General features: G+C 40.9%; 18 protein-coding genes. 14 read left to right on the top strand and 4 right to left on the bottom strand.

All coding sequences use genetic code 11. The features are described 5' to 3' along the window. Nucleotides 1-8 precede the first annotated feature (8 nt). Together EHV15_RS32510 and EHV15_RS32505 are read right to left on the bottom strand one after the other, a co-directional pair. Nucleotides 9-1,301 carry an arsenic transporter gene (locus EHV15_RS32510; protein WP_128634908.1) on the bottom strand — a complete coding sequence of 431 codons (1,293 nt, stop codon included), beginning with the start codon at nt 1,299-1,301 and terminating at the stop codon, nt 9-11. A 12-nt stretch (nt 1,302-1,313) separates the two neighbouring features. Then, entirely contained in the window at nt 1,314-1,640 is a 327-nt protein-coding gene (locus EHV15_RS32505; protein ID WP_128634907.1) for an ArsR/SmtB family transcription factor, read from the bottom strand. Between the two features lie 177 nt (nt 1,641-1,817). Between EHV15_RS32505 and nikA the strand changes: the two genes are divergently transcribed. From nikA to EHV15_RS32460, 9 genes are all read left to right on the top strand, one after another. Then, nucleotides 1,818-3,404: a nickel ABC transporter substrate-binding protein gene (gene nikA / locus EHV15_RS32500; RefSeq protein WP_128634906.1), complete on the top strand. Its 1,587-nt coding sequence runs from the start codon at nt 1,818-1,820 to the stop codon at nt 3,402-3,404. Further along, nucleotides 3,405-4,352, top strand: coding sequence for a nickel ABC transporter permease (gene nikB, locus EHV15_RS32495; protein WP_128634905.1), 948 nt, complete (start codon nt 3,405-3,407; stop codon nt 4,350-4,352). After that, the gene (nikC, locus tag EHV15_RS32490) at nt 4,349-5,197 is read left to right on the top strand and encodes a nickel transporter permease (protein WP_128634904.1); all 849 of its coding nucleotides are present in this window, start codon (nt 4,349-4,351) and stop codon (nt 5,195-5,197) included. Before nikB ends, nikC begins: the two co-directional genes overlap by 4 nt. Next, nucleotides 5,197-5,994, top strand: a complete 798-nt coding sequence (locus tag EHV15_RS32485; RefSeq protein WP_128634903.1) for an ABC transporter ATP-binding protein — start codon at nt 5,197-5,199, stop codon at nt 5,992-5,994. Before nikC ends, EHV15_RS32485 begins: the two co-directional genes overlap by 1 nt. Beyond that, nucleotides 5,991-6,752: an ABC transporter ATP-binding protein gene (locus EHV15_RS32480; RefSeq protein WP_128634902.1), complete on the top strand. Its 762-nt coding sequence runs from the start codon at nt 5,991-5,993 to the stop codon at nt 6,750-6,752. The genes EHV15_RS32485 and EHV15_RS32480 overlap by 4 nt, the downstream gene beginning before the upstream one ends. 19 nt (nt 6,753-6,771) lie before the next feature. Further along, complete coding sequence (locus EHV15_RS32475) at nt 6,772-7,299, top strand: GNAT family N-acetyltransferase (RefSeq protein WP_128634901.1); 528 nt, start codon at nt 6,772-6,774, stop codon at nt 7,297-7,299. A gap of 138 nt (nt 7,300-7,437) precedes the next feature. Next, nucleotides 7,438-9,195: a sensor histidine kinase gene (locus EHV15_RS32470; protein WP_128634900.1), complete on the top strand. Its 1,758-nt coding sequence runs from the start codon at nt 7,438-7,440 to the stop codon at nt 9,193-9,195. A 16-nt stretch (nt 9,196-9,211) separates the two neighbouring features. Further along, nucleotides 9,212-10,756: a response regulator transcription factor gene (locus tag EHV15_RS32465; protein ID WP_246061856.1), complete on the top strand. Its 1,545-nt coding sequence runs from the start codon at nt 9,212-9,214 to the stop codon at nt 10,754-10,756. A 3-nt stretch (nt 10,757-10,759) separates the two neighbouring features. Beyond that, on the top strand, nt 10,760-12,058 hold the full coding sequence (locus EHV15_RS32460) for an ABC transporter substrate-binding protein (RefSeq protein WP_128634898.1): 1,299 nt from the start codon (nt 10,760-10,762) through the stop codon (nt 12,056-12,058). Between the two features lie 40 nt (nt 12,059-12,098). On the opposite strand, the gene EHV15_RS32455 is transcribed toward EHV15_RS32460, so the two are convergent. Together EHV15_RS32455 and EHV15_RS32450 are read right to left on the bottom strand one after the other, a co-directional pair. Beyond that, complete coding sequence (locus EHV15_RS32455; protein WP_128634897.1) at nt 12,099-13,409, bottom strand: sensor histidine kinase; 1,311 nt, start codon at nt 13,407-13,409, stop codon at nt 12,099-12,101. Then, entirely contained in the window at nt 13,402-14,139 is a 738-nt protein-coding gene (locus EHV15_RS32450) for a LytR/AlgR family response regulator transcription factor (RefSeq protein ID WP_128634896.1), read from the bottom strand. Before EHV15_RS32450 ends, EHV15_RS32455 begins: the two co-directional genes overlap by 8 nt. Nucleotides 14,140-14,365: 226 nt before the next feature. Here EHV15_RS32450 and EHV15_RS32445 point away from each other — a divergent pair, with 226 nt between their 5' ends. The 5 genes from EHV15_RS32445 (at nt 14,366) to EHV15_RS32425 (ending at nt 20,372) form a co-directional block, all read left to right on the top strand. Next, nucleotides 14,366-15,286: an ABC transporter ATP-binding protein gene (locus EHV15_RS32445; RefSeq protein WP_178076015.1), complete on the top strand. Its 921-nt coding sequence runs from the start codon at nt 14,366-14,368 to the stop codon at nt 15,284-15,286. After that, nucleotides 15,283-16,080 (top strand): hypothetical protein, encoded by a 798-nt coding sequence (locus EHV15_RS32440; protein ID WP_128634894.1) that lies wholly within the window; start codon nt 15,283-15,285, stop codon nt 16,078-16,080. Before EHV15_RS32445 ends, EHV15_RS32440 begins: the two co-directional genes overlap by 4 nt. Nucleotides 16,081-16,157: 77 nt before the next feature. After that, the gene (locus EHV15_RS32435; RefSeq protein WP_128634893.1) at nt 16,158-17,924 is read left to right on the top strand and encodes an ABC transporter ATP-binding protein; all 1,767 of its coding nucleotides are present in this window, start codon (nt 16,158-16,160) and stop codon (nt 17,922-17,924) included. Between the two features lie 121 nt (nt 17,925-18,045). Then, on the top strand, nt 18,046-19,317 hold the full coding sequence (locus EHV15_RS32430) for a radical SAM/SPASM domain-containing protein (protein WP_178076014.1): 1,272 nt from the start codon (nt 18,046-18,048) through the stop codon (nt 19,315-19,317). After that, on the top strand, nt 19,314-20,372 hold the full coding sequence (locus tag EHV15_RS32425) for a TIGR04066 family peptide maturation system protein (protein ID WP_128634891.1): 1,059 nt from the start codon (nt 19,314-19,316) through the stop codon (nt 20,370-20,372). The genes EHV15_RS32430 and EHV15_RS32425 overlap by 4 nt, the downstream gene beginning before the upstream one ends. Nucleotides 20,373-21,158 lie beyond the last annotated feature (786 nt).

Below are 21,158 nucleotides of genomic sequence, written 5' to 3'. Positions count from 1 at the left end.
GGTGAATCTTAACCCATTACTTTAAGCCACAAATATAACCCGGTCAGGGTGATGAACAATACGGGAACGGTAAGGACAATACCCGTTTTAAAATAGGCTCCCCACGAGATTTTTACACCCTTGCCGGAAAGAACGTGCAACCATAGCAGGGTAGCCAAAGATCCGATTGGCGTAATTTTAGGTCCCAAGTCAGAGCCGATCACATTGGCATAAATGAACGCCTCCCGCAGAATGCCTGGCGGATTTGTACCGTCGATGGCCAAAGCGTTGATCATGACCGTCGGCATGTTGTTCATCATAGAGGAGAGGATTGCCGCAACAAACCCGGAACCGACGGTCGCAAAGAACAGTCCTTGATCCCCTATCCACTGAAATACATGCCCGAGTTCATCTGTCAGGCCCACATTTCGGAGTCCATACACAACGACGTACATGCCGATGGAAAAGACGACGACAGCCCATGGCGCCCCTTTGACGAGCTTCCAGGTATGAATTTCCCGGCTCTGTCTCGCCAGAATCAGAAAGACGATCGCGGCTGCACCGGCGATGATGGATACCGGAATGCCGATCCATTCGCTCGTCAGGTAGGCGATCAGGAGAACCGCCAAGATCATCCATGAGATCTTGAATAGGCGCCGATCCTTGATGGCATCGACCGGCTTCTTCAACTGCTCCAAGTTGTATCGCTTCGGGATACTGCGGCGGTAAAACAGATACAGGACAAGCAAGCTGGCCGCAACCGAGAAGAGCGTCGGTACGATCATTCGGCTTGCATATTCGACGAACCCGATCCCAAAGAAATCGGACGAGACGATGTTGACCAGATTGCTGACAACAAGCGGAAGCGAGGCCGTATCGGAAATAAAACCGCTCGCCATGATGAAGGGGAGTATCATCCGCTCATCAAACCGGAGAGCCCGGACCATGGCGAGGACGATTGGCGTTAAGATAAGTGCGGCCCCGTCGTTGGCGAAGAAAAAGGCAACCGCAGCTCCTAACAGGACGACGTAGACAAACATCAGGTTGCCGTTGCCTCGGGCGAAACGGGCCATATGCAGCGCGGCCCATTCAAAGAACCCGATCTCATCCAGGATCAGAGAGATCAAAATTACCGCTACAAACGCAAGCGTGGCATTCCAAACAATTTGCGTGACGTTCCATACATCGTGGAAATCGACGACGCCGAAAATCAGCGCCAGGATTGCGCCGCCGCAAGCGGACCAGCCGATATTCAGTCCTTTCGGCTGCCAAATGACGAAGATCAGGGTGACAAGGAAGATAACAGAAGCAAGTACCAGCATAGAACCTCCAAATTAACAGCAGCTATTGGGTTTCAGCGCCTCAATCCTTTCTTTCATCGAGGGAAGACGGTTCAGGATGTCGTTTAAATACGGCTTATCGCTTAAGTTTAATGAATAGTAAATCCATTGGCTGCGCCGGGTTTCGTTTACGATTCCGCCGTTCTTCAGTTTTTTCAGATGTTGGCTGATATTCGGTTGCGTCGTCTCCAGAATGTCAACAATATCGCAGACGCACATCTCACGTTCCTTCAGCAAGGCAATAATCGTTAAACGAGTCTTATCGGAGAGCAGCTTCAGGGTTTCCGCCATTTCGGCGATAGATGTTTCAGTGGCGACCATCCTTTCACCTCCTTTTTAATTAAAAGCGACCTTAATTCAGACTTATTATATAATTATTTGATTATATAATCAACAGCTTATTATTTAGTCATCTGATTTCAAATAAATGGGCTTGTCATATAAAATTCATTAAGATATTATATAAATCGTAACGATTACGAAAAAGGAGTACTTACAATGAAATTTGATAATAGCAATCGGCATTACCCTGGTAAATTTGAAAAATACCATAGGTTCTTAAGAAATCACTTTCCGAAGTTTGTCATCTTATTGATCTGTATCAGTTTGATCAGCGCCTGCACCCAGTCCGATCAGAGCAACGAAGAAAAGAAGCACATTCATTTTCTATATAATTTCTCAACGAATTCTTTAGATCCCCATGTGGATTCAAGTTATGTCCCGCTAAGGGCAGGGATAACGGAAACGCTGGTACGCTTGGATGAAGACAATCTGTCCATTGCGCCTTGGCTGGCGGAAAGCTGGGAAGGTACGGATGGTCAGCATTGGACGATTAAAGTTCGGGAAAACGTCACGTTTCATAACGGTAAGAAAATGGATGCGGAAGCGGTGAAAGCTTCTCTTGAACGCGCATTGAAAGAGAGTGTGGCAATTCAAAATGCGCTCAAAGTCGAAAAGATCGAAACGGTGGACGATTATACGCTGAAAATAAAAACCAAGGTGCCCTTTCCCGAGTTCGTATCCGAGCTTGTGAATCCGAATGTCTCCATTATCGATGCAGCGGCAGATGACATTGTCAACCATCCTGTAGGAACCGGCCCTTTCGTATTAAAGTCGTTCTCGCCGGGGAGCAAGCTTGAACTCGAGCGCTATGATGATTATTGGGACGGGGCTTCCCATCTGGATTCCGTAACGTTTGCTTTTAATGAGGATGCAAATGCTCGCACGCTTGCACTGAAATCCGGGCAAGTCGATATCGTTTATCGCCCGGAGGTGGAAAGTTTGGAATCTTTGCAAGAACAGGATGGAATTAAAGTAGAATCCACCGCGACTTTCCGTGTGCACCAAATCACCATGAATATGCAGCGTAAAAGCTTGCAGGACGTCAATGTGCGCCGGGCGGTTGATGCGCTCATTAATCGGCAGAAGATTGTCGATACCATTTTGTTGGGCTACGCTGAACCCGCGGTCGGGCCATTTTTACCGTCGCTGCCGTTCGCGCCAACGTATGAACAGAATGATACCGGAGCCGACATAGCTGTTAATTACTTGGAAAAAGCAGGATACTCCCTCGTAGACGGAAAAATGCAAAAAGACGGTGAACCGCTCAAATTTATCCTGCTAACGTATAGTGCAAGAGCCGATCTGCCGTTAATCGCACAAGTTTTTCAATCGGACGCCAAACAGATCGGAATCGAAGTTGACATTCGTCAGATTGATGTCCCTGAGGAATACATGGCGTCCAACCGGGATTGGGATCTTGCGACGTATAGCAATCTAACCGCCCCGCGCGGGGATGCAGGCTATTATTTGAATGCAACGTATCACCCTACGGGCGCCCTCAACTTTAGCGGCGCTCAGGAACCCGAACTGACGGCCATGATTGATAAACTCAATCAAACGGTCAGTCAGGAGGAACGCGCGTTGCTGGCCGAGCAAATCGCCGATTATGTCCACGAAAACCGGATTAATTCGTTTGTTCTGCATCCTTCGACCATTGTGGCTTATAACGAAAACAAAGTGAAAAATTGGGTGACAACCCGAAGCGAATATTATATGATCACAAACCGGTTGGATGTGAATTAAGTGATTCAAATTTTGGTACGCAAGTTTCTGGAAGTTCTGTTGTTTTTGTTATTCATTACGTTTGTCAGCTTTTTGTTTATTCGGCTTGCGCCTGGCGACCCGGTTTTAACCATTTTGAATGTGGATGAATTATCCGTTAGTCAAGCGCAAGTAGAGGCCCTGAGAGAGGAAATGGGATTCAACGAGCCATTGCTTGTCCAATATGGACGTTGGCTGCTTAAATTCATTCAGCTTGATTTCGGTAACTCTTATAGGACCGGCCAGCCCGTCATGGATGTCATTTTCATGGGGCTGCCCGCTACCCTGGAATTGGCGGTTGGCGCGCTCATCGTCATGTTGATGGTGTCGATTCCGCTTGGTTCGCTATCCGCTCTTTACCGGAACAGTTGGATAGATCATATTGGCAGAATCCTCTCCATTCTTGGAGCGGCCGTCCCCAGTTTTTGGCTTGGCCTGCTGTTCATTGATTTATTCGGTGTGCGGTTAAACTGGCTCCCCACCATGGGGAGAGACGGCCCGCTCACATGGGTCCTACCGTCTCTGACGCTGGGTCTTGCGATCTCCAGTGTATATGTTCGTTTGCTTCGTTCCAGCTTGCTTGATTCGCTCAGCCAGGAATTTATCCGTGCGGCGAGGGCGCGCGGGTTAACCGAGCGGAGAATATTTCTCGTTCATGCGTTCCGGCACAGCCTTCCCCCCGTCATTACCTTTTTCGGAGTCAGCATGGGAAGCTTGATTGGCGGCGTGCTGGTCATTGAAGTATTGTTTGCGTATCCGGGGATCGGCAAACTTGTCGTGGATGCCATACGCGGGCGCGATTATCCGCTCATTCAGGGATACATTCTGATGATGGCGGTGATTGTTTTTATTGTGAATACGTGCGTGGATTTGTCTTACCGGTATTTAAACCCTGAGATGAGACTAAAGGAAAGGGCGATGGGCGGATGAAAGGATCGTCTTTACCATGGCCAAAAGTAAAAAAACGCGGATGGCTGGGGGTGATCGCATGGATGTGCGTACTCCTGGCAGGTATAGTCGCCATTTATGCCTTTTTTGTTTTGCGTCATGATCCAACATTAACGAATCTGGACAATCGCCTTCAGGGAATAAGCCTGCAGCATCCGCTTGGGACCGATCAGCTAGGTCGGGATGTGCTGACCAGGCTCTTGTTAGGGGGGCAGCAAACCATTGGTTACAGCTTGCTGGCCTTGATCGTTTCCCTCGTTATCGGGATCCCATTCGGTCTGATCTCAGGATTTAGACGCGGGCTGGTGGATCGGATTTTTATGCGCATAGCCGATGGATTTTTGGCCTTTCCGGATACGATTGTGGCCATTGTCTTGAGCGGTTTGCTTGGAGCGGGGATCGGCAACCTGGTGTTGGCGATTGTCATCGTAAAGTGGGTCAGTTATGCCCGGCTTGTTCGCAGCACCGTTTTAGCGGAGTCCCAAAAAGACTATGTGCTCATTGCCCGAACAAACGGGCTGTCTTCCGGCAAGATCATGCGCAAGCATTTATTTCCTCATATTGCAGGGCATGTTCTCGTACTCGCCAGTCTCGATCTTGGAAAAGTGATTTTGCTCATTTCGGCCTTTTCTTACATTGGCCTTGGAGTGCAGCCGCCGACACCTGAATGGGGGGCCATGCTGAACGATGCCCGGCCTTATTTTCAGTCCAAACCCGAATTCATGATCTATCCCGGTTTAGCGATCGTGATTGCCGTGCTGCTGACGAATATGCTGGGGGATTATTTGCGCGATCGTTTTGATGTCAAGAAGGAGGTGCAATCGTGATGTTGTCGATCAGACAGGTATCGATTCGCAGCGGAGACAAGAAACTTGTCGACAACGTGTCGCTCTCTATTCGCGAGGGAGATTGGCATGCCCTGGTCGGACAAAGCGGGAGCGGAAAAACGTTGCTCTCTCAAGCCATCGGCCGCATGCTTCCCCCTAATTTGCAGGCAGAGGGGAGCATTTTTTATAAGGAACGGGATTTATTTGCTTTATCGCCTGGACAGTTGAGAACGATTCGCGGCTCAAAACTGTCGTATGTGTTTCAGGATTATCAGGGTTCTTTTACCCCCTTTAGAACGATTGGCCAACATTTTGAAGAATACCAGAAAGCTCACGGCAACTCCGATTCCCGAGCCCGGCAACGAAGCGCATTGGACGCGCTTGATTCCGTCGGGTTGGATGAGTCCGTGTACAAGCGATATCCGTTTCAGTTAAGCGGGGGGCAGCTTCAGCGTGTCTCGATTGCAATGGCGCTGCTGCTGTCGCCGGATTTATTGATCGCCGATGAAATCACCACGGCATTGGATAGTGTCTCCGGGCACAAGATTTTGGAGTTGCTTGCAAAGAGACAGAAGGAAACCGGCTTTGCCATTCTGTTTATCACGCATGATTGGCGCCCCGTGAAACGTTATGCGAACCGCATCGCTGTTATGAAAGAAGGCCAAGTGGTTGAAGCAGGAGAGAAAGATCATGTGCTTGGCAACCCGCAGCATGCGTATACCAAACAATTAATCAACGCGGCCCCGACGATTGATCGCTTCCTTTCAACAAGTGTGCGGAAGGCGGAAATCGTATGAAGTTGCTTACGGTGAAAAACCTGACCAAATCCTATCAAGGGCAAAAAACGGCGATTCATCCGCTCTCTTTTGAACTGCATCAAGGCGAATGTCTTGGTCTTGTCGGTGAAAGCGGCTGCGGCAAAAGCACGCTTGCCCGCTGTTTGCTGCGTATCGAAACGATAGACGGAGGTTCGATTTATTTTAAGAATGAAGCGATTGAACGTCTGAATGAGCGCCAATTGCACGCTTATCGGCAAAAGATGCAGATTGTGCTGCAAAATCCATCGTCCGCCTTAAACCCGAAGCTAAAAATAAAAGATTCCCTAATCGATCCATACGAACAGTATCGAAAACAGCTGAGTCTGCGGCATTTTTCCTATACCTCAAAGAAGGCCTTTGTGAAGCAGCTTCTTGAAGCCGTCCAGCTGCCGGAGAGCCTGGCGGACCGCTATCCGCATGAATTAAGCGGCGGACAGCGTCAGCGGGTGACGATTGCCCGTGCGATTAGCATCGAACCGGAACTTCTTGTATTGGATGAACCTACCGCAAGCCTGGATGTGATCTCGCAAGGGGCGATTCTTGCTTTATTGGCGGAGCTTCGCGTATCTTTGCATCTTTCTTATTTATTCATTTCGCACGATTTGGCCGCTGTCGCGCAAATGAGCGGGCGTATTCTGGTGATGAAAGAAGGGCGGCTTGTCGATCAATTCCATCGCGATCATTTGTTGTCCGATGAACGGCACCCGTATACCAAAGAGCTCATTTCAATTTTTTAGCAACCAGAGGGAGAAAAGGATGAATACGAGAATGGCTGTTTCTGTGAACGAAGTGACGAAGGAGCAAGTTCAGGCTGCGATCGATTTTATGGTGGGCATACGCAGTGAAGTGTTTCCCATGCTCCAGAATGATCCATTACCAAAAGACATGTCGGATTTTGAACAGGTTTATTTGGGACCCGAGGATGCTTCATTTTTTGCAGCCGCCGCAGAAGATGGCCGAGTTGTCGGAACCATCGGCGTGTTGCGTTACGACGATCGCATTGAAGCGATCCGCGGTCGCTATAATCAAGAAAGCGTAGCGGAGATTGTCCGGTGTTTTGTCGGTCCGGCAGCCAGAAGGGCAGGGGTCGGCTCCCTTCTCTTTCGGAAGGCAGCGAACTTTGCCATGGATGCCGGGTACTCGATGTTGTATTTGCACACTCATCATTTCTTAAGCGGCGCGGTCGCGTTTTGGCAGCGTCAGGGATTTTCGATCTTCCTGGACCAACGGGACGATTGGGAAACGATTCATATGGAAAGAAGCAAGTCGTGTTCAATTGAGTGAACTGAGTCATATGACATCTTAAGCATTTTACGTATTATACAAATAGAGGAAATCCAAGTACCCTTAGGCAAGAAGTTTAGGGTACTTTTTTATATCAATGAAGAAATGATTTCCCAACCAAGGGAGTTATTATATTCCATGAAAAAGATATGGTTCCGCATTGTCAATTTTTATAAAAACGCAAAGCTAAACGTAAAGCTTTTGTTAACGATTACATTGATTATGGTGGCAACGCTGGTGCTTGTCTTGGGAGGCCTGCAATATGCCTTTTCCCTCTATGATGAGCAAATCTATGCCAAATCCTCGCAAGTGTTGATGATGTCGTCCAACAGCATCGAAGAGGAACTTGAAAGGGTGGAAGAAGTCAGTTACAACATCGCGGTCGATCCGTATATTCAAAAAATTTTACTGGATCTTCAAGAAAATGTGGAAGGTTATGATTTCTATCGTCTTGAACAGAAAATGGGAGATGCATTGGAGAAATATATCGATCCGGAAAATTACATTGATTCCATATATCTATACGATTCGGCGGGAAGGGAATTTCTAGCCGGGGATAGCAGTAACCCCATACAGCAGAAGGATAAAGAACTTGCTTTTAGCCAGGCGGACCGGTATGAGGGAAAGAACTATTGGATGGAGCTTGCCGGGAACAATGGGGATCTCATTTCTGTTCGCCTGATCCGGTCTTACGGGAATCTAAACTTTGAAAACATCGGCAAACTGCTAGTTCGTGTTAATTTAAATAGGATTGTAAGCGATTTACCAAAGCCTCACGGAGAAATCGCAGGGAATATTGTGATTACAAAAGGGGATGAGGTTTTCTATTCGGAAAATGGAATGGATGATTTTAAAGAATATCATTTCATGGCCCAAAATGCTCAGGGCTATAGTATTGAAGATATTCATGGGGAAAGAACCTTTGTCAATCATATTACAACCGATTTTAAGGACTGGACATACTGGAGCCTCATTCCGTTTAACATGATGTTTTCCAAGATAACTGCCGCGAAATATACCCTGGTGCTGGTGTTTATGTTAATGTTCGTTTTTCTGATTTCCCTTGGTTTTAATTTTTTAAGAAAGATTACGGACCCGATTCAAGAATTGGCGTTTACCATGCAGGAAGTCCAAAGGGGGGACTTTCAAGCCGTCAATTTATTAAATCCCGCGATGGTTGATGAAGGAGAGGTGGGCATTCTTTATCGGAATTTTATAACGATGATCCACAGAATCGATGAGTTGATCCAGGAGAATTATTCCAAGCAGCTGCTGATCAAGGAAACCGAATTTAAAGCGCTGCAGGCTCAGATTAACCCGCATTTTTTATACAATACACTGGAGTCCGTGAACTGGCTGGCGAAAATAAATCAACAGGAGCAAATTTCAAGCATGGTGGAAGCCCTGGGCCATCTCATGAGATACTCCACAAATTTTAACCAGGATTTCATTATATTCGAGGACGAAATTGAGATTGTCAACAGTTACTTAACCATCCAAAAATACCGGTTTGACGACCGGATCGATTTTCAAATGGACATTCCTGCTTATGTTAAAAAATATAAGATTCCCAAATTAATATTGCAGCCGCTGCTGGAAAATTCGTTCAAGCATGCCGTTGAGCCTTCCGTCGATTTGTCGGTTATAAAATTACAGGCTTATCAGGAAGAAGACAGGTTATTGATCCGGATCGAAGATAATGGGCCTGGCATAGATCCCCTAATCCTTAAGAAAGTAAAAGAAGGCCAAGTAAATCCCAAAGGTACGGGAATAGGATTAAATAATATCGATGACAGGATCAAGCTTTATGCTGGCGAACAGTATGGCTTAACAATTGAAAATCTTTCGGGAAAAGGGACCGCCATTACGGTGGTACTACCTGTTCAAACGGGGTGATAGGATGTCTTATAAAGTGTTATTGGCAGATGATGAAAAAATTATTGTGGAAGGCATTGCCAGTGTGGTCGATTGGGAAGCATTGGATACGGAACTTGTAGCGACAGCGAGAAACGGGATTGATGCGTATGAGAAAATGGTTGAACTGGAACCCGATATTGTGATCAGTGATATCAAAATGCCCGGTATGGACGGACTCAGTCTTGTCTCAAAGGCTCATAAGGAGTATCCAGCTATCAAATTCATCCTTTTGTCCGGATACAGTGAATTTGAATACGCCAGGACCGCCATGCAATATGATGTTAAAAATTATTTGTTAAAGCCTTGCAATCAGGCTAAAATTACGGCCGCACTTAACGATATCGTTCATGAATTAAACGAAAAGAAGGCTCAGGAAACCTTTATCAGCGAGCTCCGGGAGAAATATGAAAACGCTCAACCTTATACCAAAGCGCATCTGTTGACCGAATTTTTAACCAGCAAGAGCTACCTGGACAACGATTTATCATTTTATCAGCAGCTTTTTCAGTTTGAAATCAATCGTCAGCAGATAAGACTGATCCTCTTTAAGCTGGAAGGTTATTTTTCTTATGAGCATTTGTTTGCGATCAAAAATATTGGAGCCGAGATCCTTGATTCGGTCCTGGTAACTACCCATATTGGTGAATATGCATTGTTCCTGATCAAGGATGATTATGACGCAGAGAAATTGCAGCAAAAAATTATCCGGATCAGAGAGATTATTGCTCAATATTTCAAAAGGGATACCACGGTGGCCATAAGTGAGGGGGATTATTTCCGCAACGCCAGAAAGCTGTATCGTGAGGCCATGGAGTGTTTGGAACACCGTTTTTATTTGGGAGAAGGCAGCATTATCACGAGAAAAGATATTTTACCGGTAAATCCAGCCGTCCCCAATGATTTTATGGTCGATGAACAGCAAATGGTGCTAAAAATCAAGTCTGGGCTGATCCAGGATGTATGTGCAGAAATCACCAACATATTTGCAAAAATGGCCGATTTAAGGCTGGGGATCGATTTGACCAAAACCTATTGTATCCAGCTTTATATGGCTATTGTTCATACTGTAGATACAGAGCACATGCAAGATTACCTCATGGGAACATCGGCGTTATTGGGCATGGAAACGGTCCAGCAAATGCAGGAATATATCGAAACAACCGCCCAAAAAATCACGAATGAATACTATCATCGTTTCAAGTCAAAGCGGTCTTCCGTGATTAGCCGAGTTATAGAAGTTCTAATAGAGAATCTGGGCAATCCTGATTTATCCCTTAAAATGGTGGCCAATGAGATTCTATATATGAACCCGGATTATCTGGGAAAATTGTTTAAGCAGGAAACCGGCCAGCGCTTCTCAACCTATCTGACTAAACTAAGAATTGAAAAGGCAGTCGAGCAGATTGCAAAAATGGACGATGTGACCGTCGGAACATTGGCGGAAATCGTCGGTTTTGGGGACAATCCCCAATACTTTAGCCAGGTTTTCAAAAAATATACGGGCTGTACACCGTCTGAATATCGGAAAAGGGAGGTTTAAAGCTTGAGAAGATTTGGCTTGATCTTATTGTCTTTTATCATGCTCCTCTTAGCCGCTGCCTGCGATTTAAGCAATCATGAAAGCAACGGTGAAAAAGAACATGAAAAAGTGACCCTGCGCGTGGCCTGGTGGGGCGTGCAATCCAGGCATGATTACACCAAGAAAGTGATTCAAATGTATGAGCAAGCAAATCCAAATGTAGAAATTGTAGAGGAATACGCCAGCTGGGATGATTATTGGAAGAAGCTTGCCCCGCGGGCGGCCGCCAGCGGGTTGCCGGATGTGATTCAAATGGACAGAGCCTATCTGTTTCAATATGGCGAAACCGGCCAACTGGACGATTTAACTCCGTATATAGAGGATGGCACGATTGATGTTAGCTCCATTGATGATAACGCTATCTCCGGAGGAAGGATGGCAGGCAAATTGTATGGCTTCGCCCTTGGATCAAACGTTCTTTCGGTGATTACAAATGATCATCTGATCCAAGAAGCGGGCATTAACATTGACGATGAACACTGGATTTGGGATGACTTTGAACAAACAGCAATCGATGTCCATAATGCTGCAGGCGTGTATGGAACAAATGGAATGTACCCTGCCGATGTATTTTTTCCGTACTATTTAAGAACACAAGGGGCGCGTCTTTATAATGAAGACGGTACAGACCTTGGCTACACGGACGATGGGTTATTCGCCGCTTACTTTGAAAGGCAGCTCAGGTTGGTTGATGCCAAGGCCTTCCCGACTCCGGACGTTCAAGCGCATATTACGGGAATTAACGATGATCTTATCGTCAAAGGAAATGCGGCCATGAGTTGGAACTGGTCCAACCAATATTCCGGATTTGCCGAATCGGCTGAAGCGCCGTTATCCATCCATCTGCCTCCCGAGCATGCGGACAAGGCGGCTTTATTCTTAAGACCAAGCATGTTTTTTTCCATCCCCAAGAGTTCAACGCAAAAAGAACAAGCGGCCAAGTTTATCGATTTCTTTGTAAATAATGTGGAAGCCAATAAGTTGATCAAAGGCGACCGAGGTGTTCCGGTATCTTCGAAGGTGATCAAAGAAATTAAACCGGAATTATCCGAAGTTGAAGCCAAAATCTTTGATTATGTTGAAAAAGCGTCCAGGCATGTAAGCGCTACGGATCCGGTTGATCCGCTGGGCAATGCGGAAATCATGAAAGCGCTTGATGAGTTATCCGAACAAATTTTATTTAAGAAAATTACACCGGAAGACGGAGCGAAGTCCTTTAGAAAGCAAGCAGAACTGATTTTAGGAAGAAATAAGCAATCCTAAAAACAAGTATGTTTTTTAAACATCCGTTTACCATATGAACTCACCTACGAATCTCTTTCGGTTCAGTTGTTTCAGGGATAATCACATTAAAAAGAACAATTTCCAATTGAAAAAGACGGTTGCTATAAGATACATCTACCAGGCCTCGACTATCGTCAACGATCTTTTTTATACTTTTCAGTCCTATACCAATACGAGAATGTGCATTAGACTTCGTAGAAAAGAATTCCCCATAAGTATTCATGCGAATTTCATGAACATACGGGTTTTGAATTCTCATGAATAAACTGTCATTTAAATAATGCATTTGAAGTTTAATGTAGCGATCAATATTGGTCTTTGCTTTGCATGCTTCGATTGCATTGTCTAATCCGTTCCCTAGAATGACACTGATTACAGTGGTATCTAGTTCAAGCCCTGACGGGATGTTCAAGTCGATGAAAAAGGGAATGTCGTACCTTTTCGTGACTTGAGCTTTGTAACTGATTATGGAGTCAATAATCAAGTTTCCACTATTGCAGATTCCTGACGGATTTTCGACATTGCCAAGTAATTTGTCTATCTCTTTAATGCTTATGTCATCCTCACCAGACTGCAGCTGCGCCCGCAGCCCAAGAAGAATGTTTTTGAAATCATGTTGAAATGTAGAGGATTCTTCGTGTCTTTCTTTAATTAATTGAAACTGGTTTATATAGTACGTATTTTGTTGTTCAAGTAGCTGATTTTTACTCTGAGCGGATTGGACACATAGAATCCGATCAGATAATACAAAAATTAGGAAGTTAATCAAAAGTAACCCAGACGATACCAAAGGTATAAGAATAGGGGAAGTTCGAAAGAGCTGGTTGGCTGATAGTTGGACTATCCCCAAAATGCTTATAAATGGACAACAGAATAAGACAACCCAGTACCATCCTGATAGACTGCCCTCGCCAAATGCATGTGATATACGCACAGATATGTAGACCAGCATTAACATGAGTAGCTTGGACAGAAAGAGAGTCATAATATAACCGCTTGTAGAATAAACAGGCTGCATGATCGCATCGCTAAGAAGTATAAGAGCCATAATAAACAGAGCAGTACACATCCTCCATTTAAGATTTCCCCTATAAAGAAATGATAAAATTGCAATGAGCCCTGTATTTATTGTAAGAAGTACAGAGCCAGGCCAGGAACTAAAGTATAAAGTGAGGTGGCATCCAAAATAGAGAGAATAGAGTAAAGCAATCTGAAATTTGTTCTCGATACGACAAAAGAAAAAATGGCTATAAAAATAATGAATGATAGGCAGCAAAAGCGGGAAGGTCACTATATAAAACAGTTCTTCCATAAAAATATTATTATTCAATCAGAGTCCCCCTAAACTTCAAATAGTTCTGCTTAACGGAGGCGCTGTTTTTCATGCTAATGGGAAGTTCTAGGCCGGTTATGAGAGTTACTTTCTTATAGCTGATTTCACGAATAAAGTAAAAGTTCACGATATATGATTGATGTATTCTGATGAAATCGCTAGAAGGAAGTTTGTTCTCTTCTTTGTTTAAGGTGCTGTAGTATTCGATTCGATCCATTCTGGTGTAAAGATGTACTTTTCTAATTCTACTTTCCAAATACATAATTTCCCGATAAGGAACTAAAACTTCCTTACCTTTTTGTTGCACAGGGAGGAAGTTTCTGATACCTAGTTGTCGTTTGCGGATTACTTTTTGCATGGTAGAAAGTAGTTTGTGTTTAAATAGTTCTGGTTGAATAGGTTTTTTAATAAACCCAGATGGTTGAACGTCGAAAAGTTGTACATGATATTGTTCATGACTAGAAATATAAATGAGCCGCACCAAATCATTTCCATCGTCAGCCCTTAACAAATGTCCTGCTTTAATGCCATTCATACCATCCATTTCAATGTCCATGAAAATAATATCAAATGGGCAACCGTTTTGAATAGCCTTAGAGAATCTTGTCCCCGAGTAAAAGGTAGTGACCTCTACTTTATTTGAAATACTATTCGAGATTTCTAGAATCAATCTTTCAACCAGTTCCGTTACTTGAATGTCATCATCGCATATAGCGATATGAATCACAAAATCATTCCCTTTCACAGATATTATATTATTATTATATAATTTTGGAAAAAAAATCTATATGATAAACTAAACAAATTAGGGTGAATGAACTAAAAATGACATAATTAGCCTTAATATAAACAATTTGTAGGCCAAATCTATGTACGAATGTTAATATTACCTTGTCAACAAACGATGATCAAGTTTTGCTGATGTTAGCAGGGGTAAGATGAGGAGTGTTCTGGTGGATACAACAATTTTTGAGGCAACAGGATTAACAAAGCAATATGGAATAGCTTTTGCACTACAAGATATCAATATGATAGTTAGAGCCGGGGATATTTATGGATTTGTTGGCGAGAATGGAGCGGGGAAGACCACCCTTATGAAAATTATTGGCGGCTTGGTTCATCCAACGAGTGGGAAAATATCCCTTTTTGGAAAAGATGATAAGAATCAACTGGATTTAGTTAGGCGACAGATTGGATTTCTGATTGAAAGGCCAGCTCTTTATCCACATTTAACTGCGGAAGAAAATTTGATATTCTATTGCCAAATTTATGGTATTAATGATCCAAATAGGATTACTGACGTATTACAGGCAGTAAATTTGACTAATGTTGGAAAAAAGAAAATATCGGACTTTTCACTTGGAATGCGACAGCGTTTAGGTCTTGCTGTTGCTCTTCTTAATGATCCAAAGTTTCTGGTGTTAGATGAGCCGATCAATGGACTTGATCCTTCGGGAATTGTAGAGGTGCGAAAAATTTTGGAGTATTTGGCAAACGAGAAGAAGGTGTCCATATTAATATCCAGTCATATTTTAAGTGAGTTGCAATTGCTGGCAACAAAGTTTGGATTTATTCATAAAGGGAGATTAATTAAAGAAATATCTGCTGACGAATTGTTGAAATCTGCAGAAAAACAGATATGTATTCGAACGCCCGATCCTGAAGTAACTGCGCAAATATTAAAAGATGAACTTCAAATCGAGTATATTACAATCTCTGAGACTGAGGAGATTCAAATCCCTAAAGAAAATGCAGATCTGGAAAAAGTAATGTCCGTTCTTTTACAAAGAGGAATTCAAATTCAAGGAATCAATTTGTCTACTCCTAATCTTGAAAACTACTATATGGATCTAATAGGGGGTAGTAACTCATGAGAAGTTTTCTAAAAGGTCAAACCTATTATTTAAAAAAGGATTCAGCTTTTAGAGGAATCAGTTATATTTTTCTGATCGGAACTATTGTATTGCTTGCTTGGATAGGGATAAAGGCTGGGTTTGAAATTAGTAACCTTTTACAGCCCTTAAGAACTGCAGTCTCATTATCTCCTTTCATGTATTTTATTATTCCTATACATGTCTGTTTTTTCGCAACAGAAGGGTTTGAATATGGTTCTGTAAAAAATATCATTTCATCTGGTCGAAGTAGATCAATGTATTTTATTGGAAAATATATTACAGAAATCAAAGCAATCCTATGGTGGATTTTTCAGTTCTTTGGACTGTTTTATTTTTTATATATGGTTGCCGCACTTATTACGGGCTCTCACATTGGAGTTAACAACCTAACGAAAGATTTCATAATTATAATCTCGGCACTCAGCTTCAATATTCTGTACTTGGCAGCTTATGCTGCCATTGTCATGATGGCAGGTATGCTTATCAGAAGAACATCTTCCGTAATCGTTGTCACTTTTGTCATTGTTTTTGGAGATTTCTTACTAAGTGGTTATCTTAAAGATTCTTCATCCCCATTTCTGCAAATTATCTCTGAAAATACATTAATGACTCAGATTTTGGAATTTTCTCGGGGGATCGTTGTGAACTCACAGCTGAACGGGTTATCGGGTATAAATGATTATATTCGTATGACGCTAATTCCCGTAGTCATCATTGCCATCTGTTTGATCGTTACTAAAATTTCTTTTGAAAGGAGTGATATTCATACTTAAATAAGCTGCAGAATTTTTAATGATGATTGTAAGCGCTTTGTCAGCTGTAGAGATATTACAATCGGGAGTTATGTGAAATGAAGCACAAAGAACTTGTCTTAAAAATGAAAGAACTATTTGCACCCTATCGAAAAAATTTAATCATTATAAGTGTAATTATGATTATTACTTCGATTGGTAGTTTTTTAACTCCATGGTTAACTAAGCAGCTCATCGATATTGGAATTATGAAAGGTAATTTTTTGCAAACTGTTTTTTATGTTGGATTGATATTTATAATTTTTTTTGCACAGCAATTATTTGGAGCAATCCAATTCTATTATTATAGAAATATCAGTTTAAGGATCCCCTTTGATCTAAACAATCAAGCATGCAAACATGTTTTATTAGTTCGTACGAAATACTTCAAAGATCGGAATTTCTCAGAGGTAATGTCGGAACTTTTTCAAGACATTTCCAATATTTCTTCTCTAACTGATACACAATTTCTTTCTTCTTTCGTTAGTTTATTTAAAATAGTAGCTGGATTAGTCGCACTTTTTCTAATTAATTGGAAATTAACATTAATTATGCTAGCGACTATACCTATTAAGGTCTTGATTAGTAGTTATTTATTTAAGAAACAAGAATCGATTTATAAAGTTATTATGAGAGTGCAATCAAATTTCTCGGCTTGGCTTGGGGATGGGATTAGCGGAATCGTCGAAATTAAATTATGGGGAATTATTAACAAAAAGCTCTCCAAACTGAACGATATATTAGAAAACAGTATGAAGGCAAAGTCTCGCTTGATGTTTTGCGGATATATTGACAACGTGGCAGGTTCTACATTATCTATCCTTTTTACATGCATTCTTTATTTGTTTGGTTCGTGGCTAATCCAAAAGAATGAAATGTCGATTGGAAGTCTGGTTTCTTTTGTTTCCTATTCTTCTTTAGTATTTGAGCCAATTGGAATTATTTCATACCTTATTACTCAACTATCGCTTGTAAAGCCTGCCTTTGAGCGGTTTTTGAGATTTCTTAGTACAGATATAGAAAATGATAATCCAGGATCCATAGAACTTCCAAATTCAATGGATATAAAACAGATCAAATTTGAAAACGTTTCTTTGGTTTATGACGAAGAAAAAGCATTAGATCATGTTAGTTTTACCATAAATAAAGGTGAAAAAATTGCTATTATTGGATTTAATGGAAGCGGAAAAACATCGATAGTAAATTTACTTCTACGTTTCTATGAACCAACGGAAGGGGTTATAAAGATAAATAATAATGATATAAGAACTTATACATTTGAGTCTTATCGCTCTATGTGGAGTTTAATGGCTCAAGACAATTATATGTTCAATGACACTATTAAAAATAATATTAATATATCCGAAGAGCTTTCCATGGACGAAATTATTGAAAGCTGTAAGAAGTCAGGCGCTTATTCGTTCATTCAAGAATTACCGGAAAAATTCGAAACTCGTATTGGTTATAACGGTTCAAAACTTTCTGGAGGACAAAGACAAAAGGTTGCTTTGGCTCGTACATTAGCTCGAAAGAATACAAAAGCATTGATTCTAGATGAAGCTACATCCAGTTATGACTATTATTCAGAACAAAATTTTAATGAGGATATTGTATCTTCAAGTTGTTATATTTTCACTATTATAATAACTCATAGGCCAGAAGTGTTGAAAAAACTAGATAGAATCATCTATTTAGATAAAGGTAGAGTTATGGGGACAGGTACTTTTGATGAGTTATACGAGTCTATGGAAGGCTTTAGAAATATTATCGTAAATACTCAAAACAAGGAGATGCAAGACCATGCCGTTCATGCCTTTTCAAACTAGGCCCAATCTGTTCTACGTATATGATATGAACAAAAATAGTATTTATAGAACAACACAACGACAGTACGAATCATTGTGTAGAGTTAAATCCGGAAGTGATGATGCTGAGGATTTTAAGATTTTGGAAAAATATCAAAAACAAGGAATATTGTTGGATTCACCGATAACAAAAGTACAACATCCGGCTACAGAATTTTTAGAGTATCAATTAGAGCGTTGCATTAACTCTATAACATTTCAAATGTCCCAAAATTGTAATCTGCGGTGTTCATATTGTCCTTACTCTGATAATGGAATTTACGAAAATCGTTCTCATTTGGCTAAAAATATAAAGTGGGAAACTGTAAAAAAAGGTATAGATTTTATGGTTGCTCATTCTAAAGATGTCGATCATTTACATGTGTCCTTCTATGGGGGAGAGCCTTTAATTGCTAAAGATTTAGTAATCGCTGCTATGGACTATACTTTAAAACAAGTCCATGGAAAAGATATATCTTTTGGTATGACTACGAACGCAACACTGTTAGATGACGAGTTTGCGAATGCAGCCAGTAGTTATAATTTAACCATAATGGTTAGTTTGGATGGGCCAAAAGAAATACATGATAGAAATCGTGCTTTTGCTAGTGGACGTGGTTCTTATGACGTGTTATATCAAAACATTAAGCGAATTAAAGAGAAGTATCCCCAGTTACATGAAAAAATGAAATTTAATACAGTAATTAACCCGGGGAGCAATTATGGTGAAATATTTGATTTTTTCAGGAGCAACCAAGACATAGTAGATCTTTCAAAAGTTAACTTCAATACATTATCTTTGAACTATACCGATATGAGCTTTACTTACGGAAAGGATTATTTCGAGGAAAGAAATTATGAGGCACTTAAAGCCTATCTAATACTTCTAGGAAAATTAAAAAAAGAACCTGTTTCGTATCATAAAGGAGATATAGAAATGATTTTTAGTTTAAAAGAATTTTTTTCTCCTATAAAAGAAACACCATCAGAAGCCCACCCAAGTGGAACCTGTGTCCCAGGACTAAAAAAACTTTTTGTTGATGTGAATGGAAACTTCTTTCCATGTGAGCGAATAAATGAAAATTCAACGTTAATGAAAATTGGAAATGTAGAGCAGGGATTTGAAATAGATAAAGTTCGAGAAATTCTTAATGTTGGATCAGTGACAGAAGATCATTGTAAAGATTGTTGGGCATTTCATTGTTGTTCAATATGTCCTGCCTCAGCGGATAATGGTAAGGATGAGCAATATTCAAAAAGCTATAAACTTAGTAAATGCAATAGGGTAAGGGCGGTAGCCTTAGAAAATTTAAAAAATTACACAATGCTAAGAGAATTCAAATATCAATTTAATAAGGAGGAGTTGATAACATGAGAAAGAAGTTGGCGATTTATCCGTTTTTTGAGGAATTAATGCCGGTTTTACAGTATAAAAACAAAATTCGAGATTATGAACTGGTGTACGCCATTACTCCTACTGGTTGGGAATCCTTTAGTGAATCTGGCGAATTTTCAGAGTACATTTGTTCTGAAGAAAGATTTTATTCGGAAAATCTAATTCATTCAATCGACATATTTTTATTGTGTTTACCCATGTTCCAAATTAATAGTTCTATATATCATCGGATAATTACTCTCGCAGAGCAGTATGGTAAACAAATTATTTATGAAATTGAGTTGGAACCAATCATTAAGGAATTATTTAAAGGGCAAGGGATTTGTTTAAACCCTGAACTGTCTGACATAACACCAAGTACCGAGATAGTCAGTATAGATGTTCCGGTTATCATGATTCTAGGACTTGGTGAAAATTGTGAAAAGTGGAGAATACAACTTGATCTACGTGACTTTTTTCACCTTAAAGGATATCGTGCCAGTCTAATTTCGAGTAATCCAATATCTCAACTCTTGGGGTTTCATACTCTTCCATCAAGTCTTGATAACAAGGGACTGATTTTCTCCCAGCAAGTTCAGAATTTGAACTCTTTTATAAAAAAAATTGAGTTAAAGGAGAAACCCGATGTGATTATTTTAGGTGTTCCCGGAGGTATCTTAAAGTATAGCAACAGTGTTCCTAATGGCTATGGTTATCTTCCGTTTTTAATTAGTAATGCTGTAACACCAGATTTATCGATTTTGAGTTTATATGGCGGAAATTATACAGAACAGAATATTCAAGAAATTAAATCAACTTGTTATTACCGTTTTGGCGTAGTAGTGAATTATTTTCATATTTCTAAAAAAATATGCGATTACAATTTTGAAACTAAAAGAATAAATTATTATTCCGTAGATAATTCTTACTTAGTTGAAAATATCGTCAAGCCACAGCAAAACAAGAATACCTTCAATATTTCAGATTCAACGAGTACGCAAATGGTTTTTGAAATGATTATACAAGAGCTCCAAAATAACGTTGCTGCAGTTTAAAAGGAGGGGAGACTAATATGATTTACACAAAGGTATATGAAGTTATCAAGAAGACGGTTTCTATGTATATAAAAGAAGACTTTAATGATACAACGAATCTTTTTGGCATAACGTCAGTTCGTAATATTATTTATATTTTGACGGACCTTGAAAAAGATCTTGGATTAGTAATCGACGATTTATTTATCGACGAAATTAAAAATTTGACTATCGAGAACTTAACTAAACTCATACCTAGATACTCTTCAACTTTTTTGAATTATTCGGTTATTAAGTAATAAGTTGTCATGTTGGCGCAAGAGATGTATTCAAAGCAGAATGCTAAAAGAAAAAAGGAGGACTAAAAATGTTAAACAAAAATGCTGCACAGCAGTATACTCCCTCTGTTTCGACACTAGCTACTTGTATTTGCATGTGTTTCTGCTTGATTTTCACAGAAAAACGTCATAACGATAATTTGGATAATCTTCACTCTGATCAGAACTAACCGTATTATTTTTTATCATGTTTGTCTTTGTTAATTTAGTATAAATTTAAGCACTTCTGTTTTGGATACATCCCTCGCACCAACATTCAACTAATTTATTTTTATCACAATATGCATGGAAATTTACTTGTTTTAAAATAAGAGAAAATTGATTTTTGCGAAGGTAGTCCTATAGAAGGGACTGCCTTTTATTGTATAAGAAAACCCCAAGTTCGACTGGGGTTCAGGAAAGCTTACAGATATGAGTGAGTCATCCATTGAACTTTGGTGATAAGATGGGAGCTGGTCTACCAACCGCT

It is taken from the genome of Paenibacillus oralis (assembly GCF_003863965.1).
GTDB lineage: Bacteria > Bacillota > Bacilli > Paenibacillales > Paenibacillaceae > Fontibacillus > Fontibacillus oralis.
Note: the sequence above shows the minus strand (reverse complement) of the source record. Positions and strands in the feature narration are given on the sequence as shown.

Bases quoted from the DNA above. Each gene is read 5' to 3' on its own strand.
- EHV15_RS32485 (WP_128634903.1), top strand. From the start codon at position 5,197: ATGTTGTCGATCAGACAGGTATCGATTCGCAGCGGAGACAAGAAACTT.
- EHV15_RS32440 (WP_128634894.1), top strand. From the start codon at position 15,283: ATGAGAAGTTTTCTAAAAGGTCAAACCTATTATTTAAAAAAGGATTCA.
- EHV15_RS32470 (WP_128634900.1), top strand. From the start codon at position 7,438: ATGAAAAAGATATGGTTCCGCATTGTCAATTTTTATAAAAACGCAAAG.
- EHV15_RS32505 (WP_128634907.1), bottom strand. From the start codon at position 1,640: ATGGTCGCCACTGAAACATCTATCGCCGAAATGGCGGAAACCCTGAAG.
- EHV15_RS32425 (WP_128634891.1), top strand. From the start codon at position 19,314: ATGAGAAAGAAGTTGGCGATTTATCCGTTTTTTGAGGAATTAATGCCG.
- nikA (WP_128634906.1), top strand. From the start codon at position 1,818: ATGAAATTTGATAATAGCAATCGGCATTACCCTGGTAAATTTGAAAAA.
- EHV15_RS32510 (WP_128634908.1), bottom strand. From the start codon at position 1,301: ATGCTGGTACTTGCTTCTGTTATCTTCCTTGTCACCCTGATCTTCGTC.
- EHV15_RS32475 (WP_128634901.1), top strand. From the start codon at position 6,772: ATGAATACGAGAATGGCTGTTTCTGTGAACGAAGTGACGAAGGAGCAA.
- nikC (WP_128634904.1), top strand. From the start codon at position 4,349: ATGAAAGGATCGTCTTTACCATGGCCAAAAGTAAAAAAACGCGGATGG.
- EHV15_RS32435 (WP_128634893.1), top strand. From the start codon at position 16,158: ATGAAGCACAAAGAACTTGTCTTAAAAATGAAAGAACTATTTGCACCC.
- EHV15_RS32480 (WP_128634902.1), top strand. From the start codon at position 5,991: ATGAAGTTGCTTACGGTGAAAAACCTGACCAAATCCTATCAAGGGCAA.